The sequence below is a fragment of the Tunturibacter psychrotolerans genome (genome assembly GCF_040359615.1).
Lineage (GTDB): Bacteria > Acidobacteriota > Terriglobia > Terriglobales > Acidobacteriaceae > Edaphobacter > Edaphobacter psychrotolerans.
Genome location: NZ_CP132942.1, coordinates 1,563,684 through 1,582,750, shown reverse-complemented (window position 1 = coordinate 1,582,750; position 19,067 = coordinate 1,563,684). Strand labels below are relative to the sequence as shown.

Sequence of the window (19,067 nt, the reverse complement as noted above, 5' to 3'; positions counted from 1 at the left end):
CGGAATAGTTCCTCTCAACCTCGGCGACTAAGGTCGGCATCAAGGTTAGAGTCTGAGACTGTTTCGACGTGCAGGGGACGTCGTTTAAGTCGATTGACAGGAGAAGCTTGTGTGAAAATTATTCTTCGATGACGGCCTTGACCAGATTTCTCGGTCGATCGACATCAATTCCACGACTGATCGCCAGAGTGTAAGCTAGCAGCTGAAATGGCACGACCTCCAAAATAGTTGATAGAAGGTCGTTGCTTGGCGGAATAAAGAGACAGGAATCAGCACATTGAGGAACATCCTGATCGCCTTCTGTTGCCAGGGCAATAATTCTTGCGCCCTGCGCTCTCATATCCTTCATTAGTTGAAGGACCTTTGAGTATCGCAGGAGCGAATCGGGATCACCCGCGTCGGCGGTGGCGATCATAATCAGCGGAGAATCCTTGCTGACGAGAGCGTTAGGGCCATGTTTCAGTTCGCCCGAAGGATATCCTTCGGCGTTTAGGTATGCGGATTCCTTAAGCTTAAGTGCACCCTCCCTAGCTATCGCATAGTGAGCACCACGACCGAGGTACAGTAAAGTGCTAGAGCTTGCCAGCTGAGGCGTCAAGGCTTCGATCTGCTTCTGCCAACCAGGCAGTGCGGTCTGGAGGAGACCGGGGATCTCTCGCAACTGGCGGCCGTGAGCTTCAGCGGTCTGCAGCGTCATACGACCGCGGACTCTCGCCAAGTGAAGCGCGAGAGAGTAGAGCACAGCGAGTTGGGTGGTAAAGCTTTTTGTCGCCGGTATGGCTTTCTCAATACCAGCAAAGGTAGGCAGTGAGGCACTCGCCTCGGTTGCCATGCTGGAATCGGCGTTATTGGTGATTGCGACTGTGGCGAGTCCCCGTGCGTGCGCTTCTCGGAGAGCGGCGAGCGTGTCGGCAGTCTCCCCAGACTGCGAGATGACTACAACGCCGGGATTATGAAGAGTATGCGTAGAGCGGTAGGTATACTCACTCGCGTATTCGACGTCGACAGAGATCCCAGTCAGATCTTCAAGCATGATTTCGCCAGCCAGGCCAGCGTGTCGGCTGGAACCACTGGCGGCAATAACGAGCCGTTCTCGACCTCCAAGAGCATCGACAACCGGTTGAAACGTCTCTGCTGTTGAAAGACCGCCCGGGACGTATTGTTCGATGGTCGCAGCTAGAGCCTGAGGCTGCTCGTAGATCTCACGCAGCATAGCATGAGGAAATGCCCCGAGATCCTGCGATATGGGCGTCGGTTCTGTCATTTGCTTTGGCATCCAACTGCTTTCTCTAGCTGCGTAACGGCCTGCCGACTTATTGAAATCGATACATGAGCGCTATCCCCTAAACTGGACGATTGCAGATCCAATTAAGTCTATGACTCCGTTCCGAACATACGAATAAATCTTTACATCTTCAAACTTGTATGTACGACTATACTGGATTCGCGATATCAAAGATAGGGTTTATTCTCCGGGCCCGACGCCGTCGACTCACCGTCTTCATCATGGCGGCGCCGAAGATTCAGAAACATGGTTAACTAGAGCTTGCGTTCAGGCGAAATCAGGAAAGGGTAGCAATGATCAGTACTATAGCGGCGCGGAGACTCATAAGTTCAGACTCAGTGGTGGAGTATCCGCTCCTCAGGATAGAAGATGGCCGTATCAGCCAAATAGAGAGCCTGAACGCCGCCAACCACGAACGAGTACAGGCAACATACAACTTTCGCGAGGCCACCCTCGTTCCGGCCTATGTCGACATTCATATTCACGGCTGCGCTGGACACGACGTAATGGAAGCCGACCCGCCGGCGCTGAACGCGATTGGTTCTTATCTTTCCAGCCGTGGTGTCGGAGCATACTTTCCCACGACTGTCACATCTCCCAAAGATGAGACTCTGCGCGCTTTGGCTGGGCTCGCGACTGAAATCAAACGGAGGACCGAGACAATCGACTATGGTGCTACTCCGCTCGGAATACATCTTGAGGGCCCCTTTCTCTCGCATCTGAAACGTGGCGTACATACCGAGGCTCTTCTGGAAGCCCCTGCCGTCTCTCTGTTCGATCGTTTTTGGCAAGCAGCAGAAGGGCAAATTTGCCTTATGACGATTGCTCCCGAACTGCCCGGAGCGACCGAACTGATCGCTCATGCGACTGCACTAGGCGTTCGTTGCAGCATGGGACACAGCGATGCCCGAGTATGTGAAGCAGAGGCCGGCTTCTCGGCTGGAGCGCGTTCCGCGACGCACACGTTCAATGCAATGCGTGCGATCGATCATCGCGAGCCCGGACTAGCCGCCTACGTGCTGGATAAGCAATCGTTGTTTGCAGAGATCATTTGTGATGGCATTCATGTTGACCCCCTTGTGGTCAGGCTGTTTTTAAAAGCCAAGGATAAAGATCGTGTCATTCTCGTGACCGACGGTATGAGTGCCACCGGAATGCCCGACGGAACTTACATGCTGGGTGATATGAAGGTGGAGGTGCATAACGGGCGCTGCACCTCCAATGGCACACTTGCGGGCAGCGTCCTGACTCTTGACCGCGGAGTACAGAATCTCATCGACTTTACGGACGCGAGCCTGAGTATGGCGGTGGCCGCTGCATCGCACAATCCTTCACGGCTAATGGGCATTGATGAGAACTGGGGCAGTCTCGAAGTGGGTCGAGCCGCCAATATTACAGTATTGTCGCCATCAGCGCAGGTCATGCAAACCTTTTTGGCGGGAAGATCGGCGACCGCATAAAGTGTAAGCACTTATACTCTTGCGCGGAATCAAATTAGTGGCCAATCTGCCCATTGCCTTGGGCCGCTCACGCCTCCCAGCAAGTATGTATAGACAACTGAACTGGGATAAGACTAAAAAGACAAGGGAAGCGAATAATCGAAAAGTTGTATGTCAAGATGCTGGCTAAAAACTGCTGCCCATACAGCTGTGAACCATCAAGACACAAGTGCTTTTCAAAACATCTCAGGAGCTAGAGTGCTGAAGCCTGAACATCAACCTGCTTCAACAGTACGTCCTCTGGATAAGAGCGGCTTCATACCGTTGTATTACCAGATTCAACGGGCTCTCATGGAAATGATTCACTCGGGCGAGCTTTCGACAGGAGACCCCCTGGCTTCCGAAGAGGAACTGGCGCGCCTCTATCGGGTAAGCCGAATGACTGCACGACAGGCGCTCCACGGGTTGAAGACCAGCGGGTTCGCCGTTAGTCAGAAGGGGCGCGGCACCTTTGTCACTCGGCCTAAGCTTGAGAAGAACATCATGCATCTGCGCGGCTTTACCGAAGATATGAAGCATCTCGGCATGGTACCGAGCTCAAAATTAATCGAGCAGGCGGCGGTCAAAGCGCCTGCAGAACTCGCGGAAAAATTAAAGCTGGACGCAGGAGAAATTGTCATGCGGCTACGGCGGCTGCGGCTGGCCGACGGTATTCCGATGGCGCTCGAAGAATCAAACATTCCACTGAAGCAATTTCCAGGTCTGGAGAAGATAAACTTCGCTAAACAATCTCTCTACTTCGTGCTTCGCGAAACATTCGGTGTTCGGGTGGCGTGGGCGGATGAGGTGATCGAGGCATTACCGGCAACTCGCGAAGAATCCGACTTGCTTACAATTCCAAAAAAGGCAAGCATCCTTTCAATCTCACGGACCATTATGACCACGGAAGAGACTCCAATCGAGGTCGCCTGTTCCCGTTATCGTGGCGATCGTTATCGAGCTTCGATCCGCGTGCCAACCACTTCTATTGAGTAAACCCTGAACTGATCGCGGACGTGTTGCTCGAGACATCCAAATTTCGATGCCCTCTGACTGCGAAGAAGAGTATATATACGTAGCAGAGCAAGACGATGGCAAAACTGCGCTGATAACCCACTGTATCCGACAGAAAACCCTGAATTTCCGGAATTACTGCGCCGCCGACGACCATGGTGATCAGGATACCGGAGCCCTGACTTGTGAAGCGTCCCAACCTATTCACCGACAACGGGAAGATACACGGCCACATCACGGAGTTGAAGAGCCCGCATGAAACAACAGCCCACATCGCGACGTGTCCCTGAGTCACAATTGCGACTCCAATCAGAAGAGCGGCGACCAACGAGACGAATGCGAGTGCTCGCTGAGCTCTAACTTTGCGTAGGGCAACAAAGCCGATGAAGCGGCCAACCATGGCGCCTCCCCAATAAAAGGAGACGTATCGGGCGGCTGCCTCGTGGCTCAAACTTCCCATCGATGGTTGGCTGAGGTAGGTAATCATGATGCTTCCGATGGCGACCTCGGCGCCGACATAGAAGAAGATGGCGAGAGCGCCGAGGCGAAGGTGTGAGAAACTCCAGGCGCTTCCACCCGCTTGGGACGTAGCTCCGCATTTCTCGATGACATCCGGTAGCTGTACAAAGGCCGTAATGATCGCCATGGCAAAGGCACAGATAGCCAGGATTGCGTAGGGCATCCGGACAGAATGAGCCAACTGCGCTGCTGAAGCACCGGCTGCGATGAAGATGAAGGCCGCGCCTACCCTGGGTGCGATGGTCGTTGCAATCGAATTGAACCCCCCTGCCAGATTGAGCCGGGAGGAGGCAGTCTCCGGAGATCCTAGCGCCCCGATGTAGGGATTGATCGCTACCTGAAGAAGCGCCAGGCCGCTACCAACTACAAATAGAGCGAAGAGAAAGAGTGGATAAAAGATGACGACCGAAGCGGGCAGGAAGAGGAGCAAGCCAAGGCCCATCACTGAAAGTGCGACGACTATCCCTGATTTGTAGCCAATCTTGCCGACTATCCATCCGGAAGGCACCGACATAACGAAGTACGCCCCGAAGAAGCAAAACTGGACCAACAGCGCAGTGACGTTAGTGAGATGGAAGAGGTCTTTGAAGTGAGGAACCAGGATGTCGTTGAGTGCGGTAATAAAACCAATGCCGAAGTAGAGAGAGACCATCAGCATCAGCGGAACGGTGTAACTCCTGCTGACGTTGCTGACGGTTGTAGTTGAAGGTTCTCCCGCGACTCCGATTGCCATTTCTTTCCCCTGTTGCGATCTAAATCGCATTTGATATGTCTAGATGACTATACTGCGTCGTCAGCTTGATCGTTGGTAAAGTGGAGATTTTTCTGCCGGGCCACCCCTACGAATCGGCGAGTGATGGTCTCGGGACGGGTAATGGCAGAGCCGACCACGACGGCGGTGGCGCCCAGGGTGAGGGCATGCAGTGCGTCCGGGGGGTGGGTGATGTGGCCTTCCAGGAGTATAGGTACGGTCAAGTGTGCCACGAGGGCTTGGAGGAGAGGCCAGGAAGGGGTGCGAATGCCCGCGGTCTCGGCAGTGTAGCCGTAAAGGGTGGTCGCGACGGCGTCGGCTCCAGCACGCTCGGCTGCGACGGCGTCTTCGAGGGAGGCGATATCGGCGAGGACTGGACGGTGGAGCTCGGCGTGGATTCGGGGGATGAGTTCGGTCCAGGGTTCGGGAGCGGTGAGACGGCGCGCTGTGCAGTCGAGGGCGATGATGTCAGCTCCGGCGTCGCTGATGGCCTTCGCGGAGAAGAAGTCGGGCGTTATGTAGACGTCTCCGTTGGCGTCATAGGCCTTGATGATACCGATGATTGGGAGATCAGTCAGGGAGCGGAAGGCTGCAATGCGGGTTACGCCTTCGGCGCGCAGACCACCTGCTCCGCCGCGCAGAACGGAGGTCGCGATTCGGTTGAGCGTGTCTAGATCGTCCAGCGGATCGCCTTCATCTGCTTGACAAGAGACGACGATGCGGCCGTGAAGCTGTTGGAATGGCGAGTTGAAGGGGGCGTTTGAGGCTTGAGACACTTTGCTTGCTTCCTTGGACGCAGCTGTCGAGGGAAATGCTCATGCAACGGCTGTAAAAGACAGACTATCTGCAATTCGAGTTATTGTGGATGAGGGAAAAAGGAGCGTAGATTGAAACAGATTACTCGGCGTGGATTTGTTTTCGGTTCGGCAGCGTTGTCGGTGGTGGGCAGGGTGGGGTTTGCGGCTGAGCGGGAGGGGGTGCCGTTGCTGATTGGGACTCAGACTTCGGGCTCGAGCAAGGGGATCTATGCCTACTCGTTCTCGGAGAAGACCGGGGACTTGACTGCGATTGGTCTTGCGGCTGAGACCGAGAACCCTACCTTTCTGGCTCTGGCTCCTGATGGCAAGACCCTCCTTGTTGCGAACGAACTGGATAAGTTCGAGGGCAAGGACAGTGGTGCGGTGTCGACTTTTATGCTGGACCGGACCAAGACGCGGTTGTCCAAGGTGAACCAGGAGCCTTCGCTGGGCGGAGGAACCTGTCATGTCGCCTTCGACCATACGGGCCGGGCTGCGTTTGCGGCGAACTACGGCGGGGGCAGCGCCGCTTCGTTCGCGGTTGGAACGGGCGGGATGTTGAGTCCCGCGGTTTCGTTCTTTCAGTACACCGGACACGGTCCGAACACGGAGCGACAGGAGGCTCCGCATGCTCACCGGGTGACGGTGTCGCCGGATAACCGCTTCCTCCTGGTCAACGATCTGGGGCTCGATGAGATTCACATCTACCGGCTGGATGCTTCTACTGCGAAGCTTGTTCCGAATGAGCCGGCGGCGTGGCGGTCGGCTCCGGGAGCAGGACCGCGGGCGCTCCGGTTTCATCCGAACGGCAAGGTTGCATACTGCGTCACCGAGATGGCGTCCTCGGTGGTGGTACTGCGGTGGAACTCCGAGCTCGGGACGCTCGAGACCGTGCAGGAGATCGTGATGAAGCCTGCCGACTTCCAGGGCGCGACCAACGGGGACGATATTACGATCGACCGTGAGGGCAAGTTTGCCTATGCGACAGACCGCTTCGACGATATTGTGGTCACGTTTTCCATCTCACCGACCGATGGGAAGCTGACTCTGTTGAACCGGATGCCCTGCGGCGGGAAGGTTCCCCGTCATCTTGCACTCGACCCCAGTGGGCACTGGCTTCTGATAGCCAACCAGGAATCGGATAATATCTCGGTGCTGGCTCGCGACCCGAAGACAGGTAAACTGACGTACTCGGGTAAGAGTTTTCCATTGTCGCGACCACAGTGCCTGGTGTTTGCTTAATTCCTTTCTGTTGAATCTCCGGGTTTTATGCCACCCGGGGGTACCCCCTCCGCCTGGGGGGGTATTTTGGCGGTAAAGTACTTCTATTCAGTAGCTTGCGAGGAGATGTCGCCTGCAAAATATAGAAAACAGATGACTTGTGCCTAAAATACTTGTTATCAATTAGTTAGCACTACAATGAATACGTTGCTAGATAGACAAAGAAGCCCCAGCGCGTAAAATTGGGGTTTCTTTGTCTATGTATCCATTATAGTGACTGGTCTGTAACTCATACGCCGAGCGTATGTAACTGAATGGAATTGGGTTATACGATTTTTGGCATTGACAGAGTCTTTGGGCTTCGCGGCTGGATCCTCCCTTTCTTTGAAGAAAGCGCCCTGCGCGGGCGGCGGTCACTTCGTGACTTGTATATCCCTGTGGTTGGCGCTCCCGTTGGTCGCGGAGAAAGATGGCTCGCGACTCTGAGATCGTAAATACCTGTTTTCGAGCAACTTGACTATCTAACCGGTTAGATAGTATAACGGTCTCGCATAAAAGTAGACGGTCGATAGGAGCGATTTTTTTGATGAAAGATCGTCATGGCGATGTTGCTGTGAGGTCTGCACTTGCGAAGATTGTCTCTTCTCAAGTTGGCGGCCACCTTGCACTCGACTTTTGCAATACCGCGGGGGAGCACCTCGCCGAGCGGCCTGATGAGCTGCTTCGGGACTGGGAGTCGTTTGTCAGATGGACGGTTCAGGTTGGATTAATCGAGCCTGAGTTGTACGGCGAACTGGTGGATTCTCCGTCGCCTATCGATGAGGTTTGGGAGCTTCGGGAAGAGATCTACCACGTCGGATTGACGCTCGCTCTGGGAGACCCGGTTGCGGAGCACGATCTGGTGGCGATTCGCGAAGAGGCGAACGCGCCCAAGCCGATGGTTGTGAGTGAGGGCGGCAGAGTGCATTGGCGGCCTGATTCGCAGTCCGCTTCGCAGCAGTTGCGGGCGATTCTGGCGGGAGAGGCGTTGTCTTTGTTCTGCTCTCGGAGGTCGGCTCGGATCGGCATGTGCGGAGGCGGGCTTTGCGGATGGCTTTTTCTCGACGAGAGCCGAGGAAAGCGCAGGCGCTGGTGTGACATGAAGGACTGCGGGAACAGGGAGAAGGCGCGCCGGTACTACCGGCAACAACAGAAAAGCAAATAGGGAGACGCCTTTAGGGACGGGGACCGATTCGGGCTTGGTTTTGGGGAGTACGAAACGAGATGTCCAAAGGAGGAGTACCGATGAAGCGAATGATTGGTTTATTTGCAGTGAACATTCTTCTCACATGTGTAGCGGGGACGATGGATGTGCCAGCCGAAACCACGATCAACGACTCTGAGGCTGCCCTGGGAGAGGCGATGTTTCACAAGGATCTAACGACGCTCGATAGGCTGGTTGGGGGCGACTGGACCATACAGAGCGACAGCGGGACCATGGGTACGAAGGCTGGCTTCCTCGATGATGTGAGGTCGGGGGCGCTGATCATCAAGAGTTTCAGGCTCCATGACGTTCATGTTCGGGTGCTCGGCGATGTGGCTTTTGTGCAGGGGTTCGATGATGAGGTGAGCTCGTACAAGGGAAAGGACAACAGCGGGACCTACAACTGGCTGGATGTCTGGCAGAGACGGGATGGGCGCTGGGTCTCGGTGGCTTCGCAGCTGACCAGGGTAGAAGCCAGGAAGTGATGGCGGTGCGAGGCCTGGACTCCGAACTCCAGTCCTCGCGGTCATAAGGTTCCAAAGTGAAACGGCCGAATCAGCTATTGCTTTACGTTCATCGGGGGGCCGCTGACGCGCTTGCCGTGGAGGCTGACTTCCACCTCTACGCGGTCGGCGATCTTGATGAAGGGGATCCCGCTATTCATTCCGTAGTCTTTGCGGTCAAAGGCGAGTATTCCCTTGATATCGCCTTCGCCTGTCCCGATACCGGAGACGGTCATAGACAAGGTCTGAGGTTTGGAGACTCCGCGGATGGTAAAGGTGCCGGGGATGTCGAAGGTGTTCGGACCGGTCTGAACGACTTTGTCTGCGTGGAAGGTGATGTACGGATTGTTCTCGGCGTCGAAGAAGTCTTTGCTCTTCAGCTTGCCGTCCTTCATTCCGCTTCCTGTGTCGACGCTGTCTGCCTGGGCCTTGATGTCCAGGACACCCGTTTTGACGTCGGTGGAGGTGAATGTCATAGTGGCTTCCCACTTGTCGAATTTGCCGGCTATCGGGACCGAGGCCTTCACGTTGAACCCAATTCTGCTCTTAGTCTTGTCGAACTTGAAGACCGGAACTTGTGCCGAACTTAGGGGCGCCAGGAGTGCGGCAAGAATCGGCAGCGCTGCCAGATATCTCATCTTCATAACGTTTCCTTTCGTGATTCGATGGATTCCGGGGGGAGGGAGAAGCTTATCAGCAATCCGTGAACTGTGCCTGCCGGTCGTCGCCTCGTTCTCTATCCGGTTCAATCGAGATCGCCGAGGTCCGTATCAGGACGCAAGAGAAGCAAATAACGCAAAATGGCATCGCGTCTCGTGCTCTTCGTGTAACGCGAAACATCAACGCTCCCATGAACCCAATCACGGGAGCGTTGAATGGACGTGTCTGGTTTACTTCTGCGGCTTCGGCGGAAAGCCTTTGAACATCTTCGAGATATCGTTGTCCATGGACTTCGCGTTTTTGGACGCGTTACTCGAAAGATCCGCTGTGGCGAGTCCCCTCCACAGCAGGTTCTTCGAATTGCTCTCGAATATGTCGATCACGAGGTTGGTCGTCTGTTGGTTGGTCGTAGTCGTGGTGGCCTGGCTTAGCCCAGGATCCGCCCATCCTCCGCCCCAACCCCAGCCACCCCAACCCCAGCCACCACCCCAACCGCCGCCAAAGCCGTCGTACATCGTCTGTGTTTCCTGCTGATTATGAAGATTATCGGAGGCAAACACAGTGACTGCACCGCCCGAATCCACTAGCCTCCAGCCCTTCGCCTGGAACTGTAGATTGACCTCCTGCTTAATACGGTCGGTATAAAAAGGAATCTTCGTCGTGACTTTTCCCCAGGAATACGTGTGGTACTGGCTGAAATTAGTCTGATGGTTGTAGTCTGTCCTCACATTATCGCCAAGAGCGATGACTGAGGACCCCAACAAAAGTGCACCGGCAAGTACGATTTGCAAACCACATCTCATAGGATTTCCTTTTCCCGCTGGATTAGTTTCTTGTGTGGCCCACTGATCTCAAATGAAGGGATGCAGGACAGAAGCACATCGGCCCGCTTGGAACTTCGGAAAAATGCGACCGTCGCCAGATGCAAATCCGTCCCGCCGAAAGTATCTGCCCGGACTTCTATGAAAGCAAGTCCAACCGACAGCCGAAATCGATCTGCGCCACCCGTCTGTTTCTGGATGCGGAAGGCACATAGCCCCTTAGTAACTCCTTTGGTAACCTGGAGTTGCCAAAATGGGAAGCTTTTTGCACTTTTTTTGTGGCTTGAGGCAACCCCAAAAATGGTTGACAAGGCGGCTCCGGTGTGGTGAACCGAAGGCCATTTTTGTGTATTAAAAATACCCTTTAAGCCTTGAATTTCTTATACTTAAGGGATGGAACCGAGACTTGGAAATGAACGTATAGCAACCATGACAGGAAGGGCCAGAACCGCTTTCACTTTAGCGGCGATGGTAGTTCTGTCAGCCTTTGCGACGGACAATGCCATCCCGGCAACTGTGCGAGCGGCGGAAGCGGTGCCGGTGATGCATGACGTGACCACGTCTGAGATCGTCACGACGGTGCGGATGCCAAAGGCTACGGTATTGACCAGGATCAAGAGCGGGCTGGCGAGTTGGTATGGCGACATGTGGCAGGGGCGCCGGACAGCCAGCGGCCGGATCTTCGATATGAACGAGATGACGGCGGCGCATAAGACGCTCCCGTTCGGCAGCAAGGTGAAGGTGACCGATCTGCGGAACCAGCGATCCGTGATTGTGACGATCACCGACCGGGGGGCATTCTTCCCGGGCAGGGTGATTGATCTGTCGCTTGCCGCGGCGCGGCAGCTGCGAATGGTGAATACGGGCGTCGATCCGGTGAAACTGGAACTGCTGACCTATCAGAACTAAGCTTTCCGGTCTTATCGGCCGGGTTTGACTTTGCATTAGCTGCGATTCCCTGCTTCCGAGGATTTCTTCCTTGGCGCCTGAGTGCGTCTGTTTGCAGGCCGCGGGTATATTGCTTCTATGCCGCTCGATCCCCGATTGCAGATGCTTTTGGATGAGGCGAAGTCGTTGGGCCATCCGCCAGCGCACGAACTGACTCCGGAGCAGGCGAGGGTGCATAGGGTGGAGATGATGGCGCGGTTTGTGCCGATGCCGGAGTTCGCCGACGTGTGGGTGGAAGAGGGGATGATCGCCGCGGGTGGGCGGAAGATCAGAGTACGGGCTTATTCGGCGGGTGACGATGGGCCGGCTCCAGTGGTGGTGTTCTTTCATGGCGGCGGGTGGGTGGCAGGGACACTGGAGACGCATGATCCTTACTGCCGGGCGCTGGCGAAAGAGGCGGGGGTGCTGGTGGTTTCGGTGGACTATCGGCTGGCGCCGGAGCATAAGTTTCCTGCGGGGTTGGAGGATTGCCTGGCGGCGACCGAGTGGGTGCTCGCACATGCCGGGGAGATGGGTGCGGACGCTTCGCGGGTGATGGTGGGGGGTGACAGCGCCGGGGGGACGCTGGCGACGGTGGTGGCTTTGTTGCTGCGGGACAAGGGGGTGAGTGGGCTGGCGGGGCAGATTCTGCTCTATCCGGCGGCGGCCTACTATGATCCGCCTACGGCTTCTTATCTGGAAAATGCAGAGGGATATGGGCTTACGCGGTTGGGGATGATGTGGTTCTGGGATCATTATTTGAATGACAAGAGTGAGGGGATGGACTTTCGCGCGTCTCCTCTGCTGGCCGAGTCGCTGGCTGGATTGCCGAGGGCGTTTGTTGTGACGGCGGAGTATGACGTGCTTCGGGATGAGGGGCAGGTCTATGCGAAGAAGATGGCAGAGGCTGGAGTGGAGGTGACGGAGGTGTTTGCCGAAGGGATGAACCATGGGTTCGCGGCTTCGGCGAATGAGTTTCCTTTTTTGCCGCAGGCGAAGGAGATGCTGCGGAAAGTGGCGGATTGGGTGAAAGCGGGTCGGTAGGCTAGCTGGGTTTCTTTGGAATCCACTTTTTGCGTGCCGGGGCCGGGTCAGCGGGAGCGGCGGATTCCTCGGGTGAGCGCGACGGAGTTTGTGGAGCGGGGACGGGTGCAGCGGACTTCGGCTGCCACTTTTTGCGTTCGGGAGGCGTAGGTGTCGGGAATGGATTCGGAGTGGATGTCGGAGTTGGCGTGGGTTCCGGTGCTGCGGCCAGATGTTCGATTGTTGCGGCGGGAGCCGGGGTGGTTCGTTGTTCGGGTGAAGTTGGCGTTGTTTTGGGCTGCCACTTCTTGCGCTCGGGAGTAGGAGTGGGTTGGGTGGTCTCAGTCACTGGAGATAGGCTAGTGGCCTGAGTTGCCGGAGACTGGCTGACAGACGGAATCGGATCGTTAGGATTCTCGACGGGCCGGTTTGCGGTGGCGGATTTGGGTTGCCACTTCTTTCGTTCTGCGGAGGGTGCGGCGGTTTGGGGGAGTTCGACGGGGAGAATCTCTGCTCCTAGAGACGGTGTGACGGTGAGGGTGGCGACTGCGGGTTCGGGAGCTGGTTGCGAAATAGGTGTGCTGAGCTCGCTCTTTTGCGAGGCGGCGGTGAGGCCTTTGCTGCGGCGGACGCCTTCGAGCAGGAGTTCGGCTACGTCTTTGATGACGATGTCTTCGGAGTCGGCTTTGCTAGGGGTGCTCCCGAGCATGCTCTTGCAGAAGGGGCAGCCTACGGCGAGAACTTTTTCTCCGGCAGACGGGGCGAGGGTTTGCTGCGCTTCGCGGAAACGGTTGTCGGAGATGCGCTCGTTCCCTTCTTCTTCCTCTTTCCAGAACTGGGCGCCGCCGGCTCCGCAGCAGAACGAGTTTTCTTTGTTGCGGGGGAGCTCGGGGGTGTTGTTCGAGAGGATGTTTAGAAGATTCCGAGGGGCTTCATAGACGCTGTTGTGACGGCCGAGGTAGCAGGGGTCGTGGTAGGTAATGGTCGCCTGGCTGGGTGTGGGGGTGAGCTGTTTGTTGGCGACGAGGGTTTCGAGGTATTCGGTGTGATGGAGGACTTTGTAGTCGCCGCCGATCTGTTTGTACTCGTGACCGATGGAGTTCATGCAGTGGGGGCAGCTGGCTACGATGAGTTTCGGGTGGACGGTGTTGAGCGTGGAGACGTTTTTGTCTGCTAGCTGGCGGTAGAGGTACTCGTTGCCGGCGCGACGGGCGCTGTCGCCGGTGCAACACTCTTTTTTGCCGAGAACGGCGAAGTTGACCTCGGCGTGGGTGAGGAGTTCGACGAAGGCACGGGCGGTTTTTTGCGCTTGAGGGTCGTAGCTGGCGGCGCAGCCTACCCAGTAGAGGACGTCGGGGTTGGGGTTTTCGTCGGTGGTTTTGACGTTGAGGCCGTCGGCCCAGGCGAGGCGCTGCTCGTGATTGATGCCCCATGGGTTCTGGGCGCGCTCCATGCCGCGGAAGGCGGATTGGAGCTGGCTGGGGAACTCGCCTTCGATCATGACCTGGTTGCGGCGAATGTCGATGATGTCGAGCATCTGCTCGTTTTGTGTGGGGCAGACCTCCATGCAAGCTCCGCAGGTGGTGCAGGCCCAGGCGGCTTCGGGGGTGAGTGCGAATTTCAGAAGAGGATGAGGGCTTGGAGCGTCTTTTTCGAAGGGGGCGGCGGTGAACGAGAATGGACTTTGTGCAGCGGCGAGGTCGTTGAGCTCCATACGCTTGTTGATCTCAAGCGCGGCGGGGCTTAAGGATTTGCCGGTGGCTGTGGCGGGGCAGACGTCCTGGCAACGGTTGCACTGGATGCAGGCGTAGGCGTCGAGGAGGCGCGGCCAGGCGAGGTCTTCGAGTTTTGCTGCTCCGATTGTTTTGGCGTTGGCTTCTTCTGCTTCGCTGTCGGCCTCAAGGTTGAGGGCTACGGGAGGGAGAACGCCGGAGGCGGGTTCGCGCTCGACGAAGTACTTCGCGGGCGCCATGAAGATGTGGATGTGTTTGGTGTAGGGGAAGTAGGCGAGGAAGGCAAGGACAGAGCCGAGCGCTCCCCAGTAGCCGAAGATGCGGAAGGCTTCGGCATTGGCGGGAGTGAAGAGGTTGGAGAGCAGGGTCGCGAAGGGCTCGTGGTACGAGGGACCTTCGGCTGCGATGCGGGCTCCGGCCCCGATGGCGCGGCTGCCTACGTGGAAGAGGATGAAAGCGGAGACGATGAGAGAGTCGCGGGTGATCTTTTCTTGTTGAACGTCTTTGTGGAGGAGGGTTCGGAGATTGAAGCGGAAGTCTGCGCGGCTGGGCAAAGCGAAACGGCGGATGACGAGTGCGACTACGCCGAGGAGGACCAGGAAGCTAAGTACATCGGCGAGGAAGCTGTAGGTTGTTAGGACGGTGATGAGGGTGTAGAGGAACGCCTGATTGAGAGCGGGAGGGCTGAAGGAGAAACTTATTTGGCCGGAAGATATCGGGAGGAAGCCTTCGGCGGCGTCGACGAGGTTGACCAAACCATAGAAGACGAAGCCGTAGAAGATGAAGGAGTGGAAGAGACCTATGGTTGGACGCTTTTTGAAGGTACGCTGCTGGGTGAGCGTGGTGATTAGGGCGTAGATGAAGCGGCGGGGGAGGTGATTGAAGCGAGGTTCGGGATCCGCAGTGCCGCGGCGAATGCGGAGGTAGATACGATAGAAGCCCCACAGGCCCAAAGTGAGGGTGGCGGTAGCGAAGAGGAGGAAGGCGATCTTCTGAGGGAATGGAAGCATTGGGCCGGCGTCGTTCGCGTTCGTTGTTCAGGTGCTCGTGATGATTTCTGGTCGTTCGAATTCGGGGCGTTCTTGATCAGGGGCCGAGCGACAACAAGGACAAAATATAGGGATTCTTCGCTCCGCTCAGAATGACAATCTCATTGTTATCGCTATGAATGACAACCGCAATCTTTATTGCTCAGGAGAACGACTTCGTTGTAACTGTCGGAACGTGCCACGATTATTTCTTCAGTTCTGTGAGGATGGCTGGGACTAGTTGGGTGACGTCGCCGATGATGCCGTAGTCGGCGATTTTGAAGATGGGAGCTTCGGGGTCGCGGTTGATGGCTACGATGGTTTTGCTCTTGTTCATGCCGGAGAGGTGTTGGACCGCGCCGGAGATTCCGATGGCGATGTAGGTCTTTGGCTGAACTGTTTTGCCTGTCTGGCCGACTTGTTCGGAGTAGGGGCGCCAGCCTGCATCGACGATGGCGCGGGTTGCGCCGACGGCGGCTCCTAGTTGGTCGGCGAGCGCTTCGACGTATTGGGTGAAGCCTTCGGCGCTGCCAACGCCGCGGCCGCCGGAGACGACGATTTCGGCTTCGGAGAGCGAGATGCGTGAGCTGCGCTCGGCGGTCTTGCCGGTGACTTTGAGGCGTGGGGTGGGTAAGTTTAGGTCTACATCGAATTGTTCCGCTGCCTCGGCCTTCGGCGTTGCGGGATTGAAGACACCGGGTTTAATGGTGACTACGGCGATGGGTGTGGTCGACTCTATAGTTTCGGTGACGCGCGCTAGGAAGGTGTAGCGCTGTGCGGTGTTGGTTTCGGCGCTGGATTTGAGGGTGATGACGTCTTCGAGCAAGGGGGCGTCGAGTTTGATGGCGACGCGGGGGCTGTACTCGCGGCCGCTGCGGCTGCCGCCAATGAGAACGAGGTTGGCTTCGCCTTCGGCGGCGATCTGCGCGACGGCGGCTGACCAGAGTTCGGGGTCATATTGGGCGAGCGCGGGGAGGTCGGCGACGAGGACCTGGTCGACGGCGCGGGCGACTTCGGCGGCGATGGCGGAGATGTTGCTGCCAAGGACGAGCGCTGTGAGAGGAGCTTCGCGGCCGGACTCGCGGGCGGCAGTGATCATCTCCCAAGTGCTCTTGCTTACTTTGCCGTTGGCGTACTCCACGACGATGAGAATCATGCGATCACCCTTGCTTCGTTGCGGAGAAGATCTACGAGTTGAGCGGCGGCGGCGGGCGCGTCTTTGCCGTCGAGGATTTTATTGAGGCGATTTTTTACCTGGATTTCGGCGCTGACGAATTTGAGCTTTGGGGTGACGTCGAACTCATCGAGAGACTCTTTGCGCAGCTCTTTTTTCTTTGACTTCATGATGTTGGGGAGTGTGGGATAGCGCGGCTCGTTGAGGCCCTGCTGGGTGGTGACGACGGCGGGGAGTTCGAGGGTGAAGGATTCGCTGCCTTCGTCGGCGTCGTGCTTGCCGGTGAGGGTTGTGCCTTTGAGTTCGAGGGCGCTGGTCCAGGTGACTTGCGGCCAGTTGAGGCGTTCGGCGGTTGCGGCGGCGAGGGCGTGCGAGTCCCAGTCGGCTTGCTGACCGCCGGAGAAGATGAGAGTTGCCTGCTCTTGCGTGGCGAGTTGGGCGAGAACTTTGCTGAGGGCGATGGCGTCGAGACGGGTGTCGGTTTCGACGTGGATGGCGCGGTCGGCGCCCATCGCAAGGGCGGTTCGGAGTGCATCCTGGATGCGGGCGGAGCCTACGGCCACGGCGACGATTTCGGCCTCGATGCCGCTCTCGCGAAGGCGCAGTGCCTCTTCGACGCCGTACTCGTCCATGGTGTCCATGACGAGCTTGCTGTTTTCGAGCGCGACGGCATCGTTTGCTATGTGCACGCTCTCTTCAGCGTCGAGTACCTGCCGAATGTAGGTCAGTATGCGCATGTGTTCTCCTGCTTCATTCCTGTGCGTCGTGTGATTTGACTCTTTGAGGCGGCTTGGCGTTGTGAGTGGATACCGCGTTTGGTTTGATCGAGACGTGGTGCGGTGTCGCTGGATCGGTGCTGCGAAAAGAGCTTTGCTTCGACGCGAGAAGGATACTGAATGGGCGTTCAGTTCGTCAACGCGTCACGCTGAACGCCCCAACGACGCGTCCTGCCGGACGGGCTCCCTGCGCGGGAGGCGGTCACTTCGTGACTTGTGTACCGGTCTTGGTAGGGTGGGGCCTCGTCCTTCCTTTGGTCGGAGGGAAGCGACAGCACCGCTGCTGGAAATCAAACTTTGAGGCCGATGAGGCGCATGAGCTCGATGCCGTTGCTTTTGGTGACGACGCCCTCCTGCAGCTTAAAGTCGAACTTCATCTTTCCGTCTTCGATTTCGTCCTGGAGATGAACGTTGTGGAGGCGAGGATCGCGCTGTTGGCCGATGTTGGTCAAGGCGAGATCGTGGGTGCTGATGAGACCGATGGCTCCGCTGTCGAGTAAGGCGTGAACTACGCCTTGGGCTCCAACTAGGCGGTCCTTTGAGTTTGTGCCCTGGAGAAGTTCGTCTAGCAAGAAGAGGACGGGGGGATGATTTTCGGCAAGGTCGCAGATTTGGCGGAGACGCGTGATTTCGGCATAGAAACGGGAGCTTCCTTCCTGGAGAGAGTCGTTGATGAGGATGCTTGCGCCTATTTGTAGCGGCGTGAGTTGCAATCTTTTGGCCCGAACGGGGGCTCCGGCCATGGCGAGGACGGTGTTGATGCCGACGGCGCGCATGAGCGTGCTTTTGCCGGACATGTTGGAGCCGCTGATGAGGAGGACGCGAGTGTCGCCACAGATACTGACGTCGTTGCGGACGCACTTTGCGACGGCGATGAGCGGGTGACCGAGTTGTTCAGCGACGAAACAGGGCGGTCCTTCGACAAACTCAGGGAAGGGATCGGTGGGATGCTCGTAGGCGTAGGCAGAGAGGGAGAGGAGCGCTTCGGCTTCGCCGATGGCGGTGAGCCAGGTGCGAACGGCGGCTCCGTGGGCGCTGCGCCAGGCCTTGGCTGCGTAGGCGACCTGAACGGCGTACAGGAGCGGCACGTTGAGGGCGCGCATGATGGGGTTTTCGAGCGCGTTGATGTACTCCACGATGGTTCGCAGGCGGCCGATGGCTTGAGAGCCGGGGAGGTGATGCGAGGAGAGCGCTTGCCTAAGGGTTTGCAGACGGGGGGATTCAAAGGCTTCGCGTTCGAGGCGGGCCAAGAGAGATGAGAGGAGTTGGAGGTCTTTTAGGGCGTGCTCGGTGGATTGGAGAACTTCGGCGGTTTGCTTGCGAAGAGATGCGGTGATGATGCATGCGAGAGCGAGAATTAGGAAGAAGGGAGTTTTTTCTCCGCGCTCGGCCCAGTAGACGGCTGATGCTATCGATGCGAAGGAGAGAGCGAGAGAGAACCAGCGAAGAGCACGATGTTTGAGTTGATTGGGTGCTTCGGCCCAGTGCGTGAGGGCTTCTGTGTGGATGCCGACTTTCAGATCTTCTCCGAGGACGGCGACGTCTTCGCGAAGATCGAGGCGGGTACGCAGTTCCGTGACTGCGGTGTGGCGCTGCTTGATGTCGGCGATCGGGGATGGGGTGAGGAGCCACATGGCGAGGGCGTCTTCGCCCATGCGTGTGCGAGCTAAGGAGAGAAGTTCGAAGAGGCTGCCGGAGCCGAAGAGGTCGAGGTCGGTGGCATAGAGGCTGGTGTGGGTGTCGATGCGTTCGCCGGTTTGGCGGGTGCCTATCCAGCGGTCTTCGATGCGGGTGAGGCCCTTGCGATAGAAGTCGACAGCTCGCTCGGCGCAGGCACGCTTGCGAAGGACGCTTGCGTGAAGGATGGCGATCGCAAGGAATAACGCGGGGCCGGTTAGGAGCCACCAGGGCGAGAATGCGTCGTTGTGGAGAGAGAACCAGGCAGCGATCAGGGTTGCAGTGACTATGAGGAGTCGGAGGTTTCCAAATCGACGATGCAGTTTTTCGAAGTGCGCGACGTGTTGCTCGCGGGCTTGCTGGCGCTGTTTATATTCTTCGGAAGGGGAAAGGTCAGACGGAGGCACAGAGGTATTATCGCTTACCCTCTGTGCCTC

17 protein-coding genes are annotated in these 19,067 nt (G+C 57.2%); 7 read left to right on the top strand and 10 right to left on the bottom strand.

Annotated features, from left to right (window positions below; all coding sequences use genetic code 11):
* Positions 1–118 precede the first annotated feature (118 nt).
* Positions 119–1,264: an SIS domain-containing protein gene (locus RBB77_RS06445; RefSeq protein WP_353065706.1), complete on the bottom strand. Its 1,146-nt coding sequence runs from the start codon at positions 1,262–1,264 to the stop codon at positions 119–121.
* Positions 1,265–1,578: 314 nt separating this feature from the next.
* On the opposite strand from RBB77_RS06445, the gene nagA reads away from it, so the two are divergent.
* Positions 1,579–2,745, top strand: coding sequence for an N-acetylglucosamine-6-phosphate deacetylase (gene nagA / locus RBB77_RS06440; RefSeq protein ID WP_353065704.1), 1,167 nt, complete (start codon positions 1,579–1,581; stop codon positions 2,743–2,745).
* Between the two features lie 237 nt (positions 2,746–2,982).
* Positions 2,983–3,759, top strand: a complete 777-nt coding sequence (locus RBB77_RS06435) for a GntR family transcriptional regulator (protein ID WP_353065702.1) — start codon at positions 2,983–2,985, stop codon at positions 3,757–3,759.
* On the opposite strand, the gene RBB77_RS06430 is transcribed toward RBB77_RS06435, so the two are convergent.
* Both RBB77_RS06430 and RBB77_RS06425 read right to left on the bottom strand, forming a co-directional pair.
* A complete protein-coding gene (locus RBB77_RS06430; protein ID WP_353065700.1) occupies positions 3,749–5,029 on the bottom strand; it encodes a sugar MFS transporter in 1,281 nt (426 codons plus the stop codon). The two genes, RBB77_RS06435 and RBB77_RS06430, sit on opposite strands and share 11 nt — an antisense overlap.
* 47 nt (positions 5,030–5,076) lie before the next feature.
* Positions 5,077–5,823 (bottom strand): N-acetylmannosamine-6-phosphate 2-epimerase, encoded by a 747-nt coding sequence (locus tag RBB77_RS06425; protein WP_353065698.1) that lies wholly within the window; start codon positions 5,821–5,823, stop codon positions 5,077–5,079.
* A 111-nt stretch (positions 5,824–5,934) separates the two neighbouring features.
* Here RBB77_RS06425 and RBB77_RS06420 point away from each other — a divergent pair, with 111 nt between their 5' ends.
* The 3 genes from RBB77_RS06420 to RBB77_RS06410 all read left to right on the top strand — a co-directional run bounded on the left by RBB77_RS06420 (position 5,935) and on the right by RBB77_RS06410 (position 8,793).
* Positions 5,935–7,086, top strand: a complete 1,152-nt coding sequence (locus tag RBB77_RS06420) for a lactonase family protein (RefSeq protein WP_353065696.1) — start codon at positions 5,935–5,937, stop codon at positions 7,084–7,086.
* Between the two features lie 565 nt (positions 7,087–7,651).
* Positions 7,652–8,269 (top strand): CGNR zinc finger domain-containing protein, encoded by a 618-nt coding sequence (locus RBB77_RS06415; protein WP_353065694.1) that lies wholly within the window; start codon positions 7,652–7,654, stop codon positions 8,267–8,269.
* An 80-nt stretch (positions 8,270–8,349) separates the two neighbouring features.
* A complete protein-coding gene (locus RBB77_RS06410; protein ID WP_353065692.1) occupies positions 8,350–8,793 on the top strand; it encodes a nuclear transport factor 2 family protein in 444 nt (147 codons plus the stop codon).
* 74 nt (positions 8,794–8,867) lie between these two features.
* Here RBB77_RS06410 and RBB77_RS06405 read toward each other — a convergent pair whose 3' ends face one another.
* The 3 genes from RBB77_RS06405 to RBB77_RS06395 form a co-directional block, all read right to left on the bottom strand.
* Complete coding sequence (locus RBB77_RS06405) at positions 8,868–9,455, bottom strand: YceI family protein (protein ID WP_353065690.1); 588 nt, start codon at positions 9,453–9,455, stop codon at positions 8,868–8,870.
* Between the two features lie 246 nt (positions 9,456–9,701).
* Positions 9,702–10,262, bottom strand: coding sequence for a DUF4136 domain-containing protein (locus RBB77_RS06400; protein WP_353065688.1), 561 nt, complete (start codon positions 10,260–10,262; stop codon positions 9,702–9,704).
* An 8-nt stretch (positions 10,263–10,270) separates the two neighbouring features.
* Positions 10,271–10,603, bottom strand: a complete 333-nt coding sequence (locus tag RBB77_RS06395) for a hypothetical protein (protein ID WP_353065687.1) — start codon at positions 10,601–10,603, stop codon at positions 10,271–10,273.
* Positions 10,604–10,760: 157 nt separating this feature from the next.
* Here RBB77_RS06395 and RBB77_RS06390 point away from each other — a divergent pair, with 157 nt between their 5' ends.
* Together RBB77_RS06390 and RBB77_RS06385 are read left to right on the top strand one after the other, a co-directional pair.
* Positions 10,761–11,201, top strand: coding sequence for a septal ring lytic transglycosylase RlpA family protein (locus RBB77_RS06390; RefSeq protein WP_353065685.1), 441 nt, complete (start codon positions 10,761–10,763; stop codon positions 11,199–11,201).
* A 117-nt stretch (positions 11,202–11,318) separates the two neighbouring features.
* Positions 11,319–12,263 carry an alpha/beta hydrolase gene (locus RBB77_RS06385; protein WP_353065683.1) on the top strand — a complete coding sequence of 315 codons (945 nt, stop codon included), beginning with the start codon at positions 11,319–11,321 and terminating at the stop codon, positions 12,261–12,263.
* A 1-nt stretch (position 12,264) separates the two neighbouring features.
* Here RBB77_RS06385 and RBB77_RS06380 read toward each other — a convergent pair whose 3' ends face one another.
* The 4 genes from RBB77_RS06380 to RBB77_RS06365 all read right to left on the bottom strand — a co-directional run bounded on the left by RBB77_RS06380 (position 12,265) and on the right by RBB77_RS06365 (position 19,037).
* Complete coding sequence (locus tag RBB77_RS06380) at positions 12,265–14,985, bottom strand: (Fe-S)-binding protein (RefSeq protein ID WP_353065681.1); 2,721 nt, start codon at positions 14,983–14,985, stop codon at positions 12,265–12,267.
* Positions 14,986–15,208: 223 nt separating this feature from the next.
* Positions 15,209–16,159, bottom strand: coding sequence for an electron transfer flavoprotein subunit alpha/FixB family protein (locus RBB77_RS06375; RefSeq protein ID WP_353065679.1), 951 nt, complete (start codon positions 16,157–16,159; stop codon positions 15,209–15,211).
* Positions 16,156–16,914, bottom strand: a complete 759-nt coding sequence (locus RBB77_RS06370) for an electron transfer flavoprotein subunit beta/FixA family protein (RefSeq protein WP_353065677.1) — start codon at positions 16,912–16,914, stop codon at positions 16,156–16,158. Before RBB77_RS06370 ends, RBB77_RS06375 begins: the two co-directional genes overlap by 4 nt.
* Before the next feature lie 329 nt (positions 16,915–17,243).
* A complete protein-coding gene (locus RBB77_RS06365) occupies positions 17,244–19,037 on the bottom strand; it encodes a MutS-related protein (RefSeq protein WP_353065675.1) in 1,794 nt (597 codons plus the stop codon).
* Positions 19,038–19,067: the final 30 nt, after the last annotated feature.